The following is a 4,880-nucleotide window of genomic DNA, read 5'->3' on the forward strand; positions in this document are numbered from 1 at the left end:
CGATCGATCCGGCCGCCGGCAGTGAGAGCGGCCGCATCGGCAATCTCAACCCGCAAAGCGTGCTGAAGAAGAAATAAGGAAGTATTCTCATGAAAGCGCTCGAAGGCGTTCGCATCCTCGACTTCACCCATGTCCAGTCCGGACCGACCTGTACACAGCTTCTCGCATGGTTTGGCGCCGACGTGATCAAGATAGAGCGCCCGGGAACGGGCGACATCACGCGCGGGCAATTGCAGGACATCCCCAAGGTGGACAGCCTGTACTTCACCATGCTGAACCACAACAAACGCTCGATCACGCTCGACACCAAAAACCCGAAGGGCAAGCAGGTACTCGAGCGCCTGATCAAGGAGTGCGACGTGCTGGTCGAGAATTTCGGGCCGGGCGTGCTCGACCGCATGGGGTTCCCCTGGGAGACGATCAACAGGCTTAACCCGAAGATGATCGTTGCCTCGATCAAAGGTTTCGGCCCCGGACCATATGAGGACTGCAAGGTCTATGAAAATGTCGCCCAATGCACCGGCGGCGCAGCGTCGACCACCGGCTTCCGCGACGGCCCCCCTTTGGTCACCGGCGCCCAGATCGGCGATTCCGGTACTGGGCTGCATCTCGCACTCGGCATCGTCACCGCGCTTTATCAACGCACGAACACCGGCAAGGGGCAGCGCGTCACCTGCGCCATGCAGGATGGCGTGTTGAACCTCGCGCGCGTGAAACTGCGGGACCAGCAGCGGCTCGCCCACGGACCGCTGAAGGAATACAGCCAGTACGGCGAAGGCATTCCCTTCGGCGCGGCCGTGCCGCGCGCCGGCAATGATTCCGGCGGTGGCCAGCCCGGCCGCATACTGAAATGCAAAGGCTGGGAGCAGGATCCCGACGCATATATCTATTTCATCACGCAGGCGCCGGTGTGGGAGAAAATCTGCGACCTCATTGGCGAGCCGACCTGGAAGACCGATCCGGAATACGCGACACCGCCTGCGCGCCTGCCGAAGCTGAACGCCATCTTTGCGCGTATCGAGCAATGGACGATGACCAAGACCAAGTTCGAGGTGATGGATCTCTGCAACGCCGTCGATATCCCGGTCGGCCCCATCCTTTCCATGAAGGAGCTTGCCGAGGATCAGTCGCTACGCGCCACCGGCACGGTGGTCGAGGTCGATCATCCAACGCGGGGGAAATATCTCTCGGTGGGCAATCCGATCAAACTGTCGGACAGCCCGACCGACGTGGCGCGCTCCCCGCTCCTGGGCGAGCACACGGAGGAAATCCTGCGCGACGTGCTGGGCTACGACCCCAGCGGGATCAGCGAAATCCAGCAGAGCGGCGCGCTTGGCGCCCCGCAGGCGATCGCAGCCGAGTAACCACCTAATCTAATCGTCCGGGCGGCGGTATCATCGTATACCGCCGCTCTTTTTTGTCCGTGTAACTTCCCTACGGTCTCGGATTACTCCAAACCGGGCGGTGTAATGCGGCGGTGGTTTCCACGCCACGATGTCGCCGCGTCCATCGCGGCCGGCTTGCGGCATCCCTCCGAACCATCTCGCACGAGCGGAGCCTACCTCCCGCAGTCGTCTGTTTTTAGAATGGGCGTTCCATCGCCATTGACCACCCTCGCCCGCTCTGGCATATTGTATTCCAACGTGAAGGTTGATCGCCTGCTGCTGGTTTCCGCGGCGAGGCAGAATGGCCGACAGCCAATCTCAGCGTTCGGGGAGGATGTCATGCGACTGCACGAGTTCCAGGCAAAGACGCTGCTGACCGGCTACGGCATCGATGTGCCGGAGGGCCGCGTAGCGCTGACCTCAGAGGATGCTGCCACGATTGCGCGCGACCTCGGCAGCGAGGGCTTCGCCGTCAAGGCACAGATCCGCTCGGGCGGGCGCGGCAAGGCGGGCGCGGTGCGCATTGTGCGCACGCCGGAGGAAGTAGCCACAGCCGCCGGCCTTTTCCTTGGCCGCACTTTCGTCACGGCCCAGACCGGCCCCGACGGCGCCAAGGCGCACAGCGTTCTGGTCGAGCGCGCAGTCACGGCGTCGCGCAGCCTCTACGTCTCGTTCTTCATCGACGCCGCGAAGGCCGAAGCCGTTCTGCTCGCGGGAGCGGAAGGCAGCGAAGACATCGAGCAGCAGGTGCACACCGGCGAAATGAGACTCGAACGCCTCTCCCTTGCTCCAGGCGAAGGGATCGGCGAAAGCGAGGCCGCCGCGCTTGGCCAGCGCATCGGCATTTCGGGCAACCTGCTTCCCGAATTCGTCAGCCTGCTGCAGCGGCTCGCCCGGGCTTTCTCCGCGCTCGACGCCACGCTGCTCGAGATCAATCCCCTGCTCCTGACCGGTAACGGGGATTTCGTGGCGGCTGACGCGAAGATCGTCATTGACGACAACGCGCTCTTTCGCCAGCCCGAACTTGCCGCACTGCGCGAAGAGCAGGAGGACAATGAAGGCGAGCGCGTCGCGCAGAACCGGCAGCTCAACTACATCCAGATGGACGGCGATATCGGACTGGTGGCAAACGGCGCTGGGCTTGGTCTCGCGACCCTCGACATGGTCCGCGCCGCCAATGGAAGGCCGGCCAACTTCATGGACATACGCACCACGGCCAGCAGCCTCGATGTCGCCTACGGCTTTTCGCTGCTGCTGAACAATCCGGCGGTGCGCTCGATCCTGGTCAACGTGCACGGCGGCGGCATGCAGCCTTGCGACACCATCGCCGACGGGCTCGGGATCGCCATGCGGCGGACCGGCCGCACGCTGCCCACAGTCGTGCGTCTCGCCGGCAACAATGCCGAATATGCCCGTTTCCGGTTCGCCAATTTCGGCTGCCGGGTCATCGACCGCCCGGACATGTGGAGCGCGGCGACGCGCGCGGTCGAGGAGGCCAGGGCTGCGGGAGGGAGACAATGACCATTCTCGTCGACCAGAACACGCGCGTCATTTGCCAAGGCATCACCGGGAGGGCCGGGACGCACTATTCGTCGGTCATGCTGGAATACGGCACCCGAGTCGTCGGCGGCGTGCGGCCGGGCAAGGGCGGCAGTCACCATCTCAACCTGCCCGTTTTCGACACGGTCGCCACCGCCATGACGGAGACCGGAGCTAATGCCAGCATGGTCTTCGTTCCACCGGATCGGGCAGCGAATGCGATGATCGAGGCGATTGAAGCGGAGATGCCGCTCGTGGTTGCGCTCACGGAGCGGGTTCCGGTTCGCGACATGATGCGCGTGCGCGATGCGTTGAAGCATGGTTCCACCATTCTCGTCGGACCGAACTCGCAGGGCATCCTCGCCCCGGGCGTTTGCAAGATAGGCGTCATGGCGACCGGCAATGCGCGGCGCGGCAATGTCGGCATTCTGTCGCGTTCCGCTTCGCTGACCAGCGAGGTTATCGCGCAGCTGAGCGATGCCGGGCTTGGCCAGTCGACCACAGTCGGCATCGGCGGCGACGCTATCCACGGCCTCAGCATGCGCGCCTGCTTCGAGCTCTTCCTTGCCGACCCCGACACCCACGGCGTCATCGCCATTGGGGAAATCGGCGGGACCGATGAGGAAGAACTGGCTGAGATCATCGCCGCCGCGAAGCCTAAAATTCCGGTCGTCGCCCTCATCGTCGGGCAGTATGCGCCGGCAGAGCGCCGCATGGGCCATGCCGGCGCCATTGCGGGCAATGCCGGAGCGGATGCCAAGAGCAAGATCCGCGCGCTGAGCGAGGCGGGCGTCATCATCGCCGAAAGCCCCCATCTCGTGGGCGAGACGATGCACAGGGCGCTCACTGTGGCCGCCTGAAACTGTCACTCCCTGGCCTTGGGGAAATTGCCCGGAACCGCAGGGTTCCGGGCACTCTTGTTTCACAAGAAAGCAAACCGGCTAGCGGCAGCCTCACTGCACGAAAGTGTTGGAGAGCGTGCCGATCCCCTCGATGGTCACCGAGACGGTGCTTGCCTCATCCTTGAGCGTGCCGACGCCGAGCGATGTGCCGCAGCAAATGAGATCGCCGGGCAGCAGCGTCATGTCTCTGGACAGCGCGCTGACCAGCCGCGCCGGCGGGAAGATCATGTCGTCGAGCGGGTAGTTCTGCCGCTCGACGCCGTTTACCTCGGTCCGCACGCTGAGCGCGCTCACGTCGAGATCGGCCGCGATCACCGGCCCGAACGGACCGAAGCCGTCGAAACTCTTGGCGCGGGCCCATTGCGCGAAGGTCTTGTCGCGCTGGATGATGTCGCTGGCGGTCAGGTCGTTCACGCAGGTGTAGCCGAAAATCGCCGCGGCGGCCTCCTCCTCGGAGGCATTGCTGCAGGCGCGGCCGATGACGATGCCGAGTTCGCCTTCATAGGCCACGCGCTCGGAATAGGATGGTGGCCGGCTGATGACCGAGCCGGACGCTGCGACACAGGAAACCGCCTTCAGGAGATAGAGCGGCTCCTCCGGCTCCGGCACCGAGAGCTTCGCCGCGAGTTGCCGGAAATTATTCCAGAGCGCGATGATCTTGGATGGCTGGCACGGCGGCAGCAGCCGGACGGCATCGAGCCGCCTCCTTACGTCCGTCGGTTGCGGAGCGTCGAACATCGAGCCGGCGTGAACCACGATTTCAGCGCCGGAAAGGCTGCCGAAGCGTTCCTCGCCACCATCCTCGAACCGAACCCATCGTGTCATTATCTGCCTCCCTTGCTAAACCCGCGCCGGCGATGGCCATCAGTGGTCCATCGCCTTGACGATCTCTTCCGTCATCTTCTTGGCGTCGCCCAAGAGCATCATGGTGCCGTCCTTGTAGAACAGCGTGTTGTCGATGCCGGCATAGCCGGAGCCGAGCGAGCGCTTGACGAACAGGCAGGTGCGCGCCTTGTCGACGTCGAGGATCGGCATGCCGTAGATCGGCGAATTC

At 64.0% G+C, this 4,880-nt stretch carries 5 protein-coding genes; 3 read left to right on the top strand and 2 right to left on the bottom strand.

Annotated features, from left to right (window positions below; genetic code table 11):
- The first annotated feature begins 89 nt into the window (after positions 1-89).
- From frc to sucD, 3 genes are all read left to right on the top strand, one after another.
- Positions 90-1,364: a formyl-CoA transferase gene (gene frc / locus G6N73_RS34685; RefSeq protein ID WP_165034394.1), complete on the top strand. Its 1,275-nt coding sequence runs from the start codon at positions 90-92 to the stop codon at positions 1,362-1,364.
- A gap of 360 nt (positions 1,365-1,724) precedes the next feature.
- Complete coding sequence (gene sucC, locus G6N73_RS34690; protein WP_165034395.1) at positions 1,725-2,906, top strand: ADP-forming succinate--CoA ligase subunit beta; 1,182 nt, start codon at positions 1,725-1,727, stop codon at positions 2,904-2,906.
- On the top strand, positions 2,903-3,784 hold the full coding sequence (gene sucD / locus G6N73_RS34695) for a succinate--CoA ligase subunit alpha (protein ID WP_165034396.1): 882 nt from the start codon (positions 2,903-2,905) through the stop codon (positions 3,782-3,784). The genes sucC and sucD overlap by 4 nt, the downstream gene beginning before the upstream one ends.
- A gap of 93 nt (positions 3,785-3,877) precedes the next feature.
- On the opposite strand, the gene G6N73_RS34700 is transcribed toward sucD, so the two are convergent.
- On the bottom strand, positions 3,878-4,651 hold the full coding sequence (locus tag G6N73_RS34700) for a fumarylacetoacetate hydrolase family protein (protein WP_165034397.1): 774 nt from the start codon (positions 4,649-4,651) through the stop codon (positions 3,878-3,880).
- A 39-nt stretch (positions 4,652-4,690) separates the two neighbouring features.
- Positions 4,691-4,880, bottom strand: a 190-nt coding sequence (locus G6N73_RS34705) for an NAD(P)(+) transhydrogenase (Re/Si-specific) subunit beta (protein WP_165034398.1), incomplete at its 5' end; no start/stop codon positions are given.

The sequence above is a fragment of the Allomesorhizobium camelthorni genome (genome assembly GCF_011045125.1).
Classification (GTDB): domain Bacteria; phylum Pseudomonadota; class Alphaproteobacteria; order Rhizobiales; family Rhizobiaceae; genus Allomesorhizobium; species Allomesorhizobium camelthorni.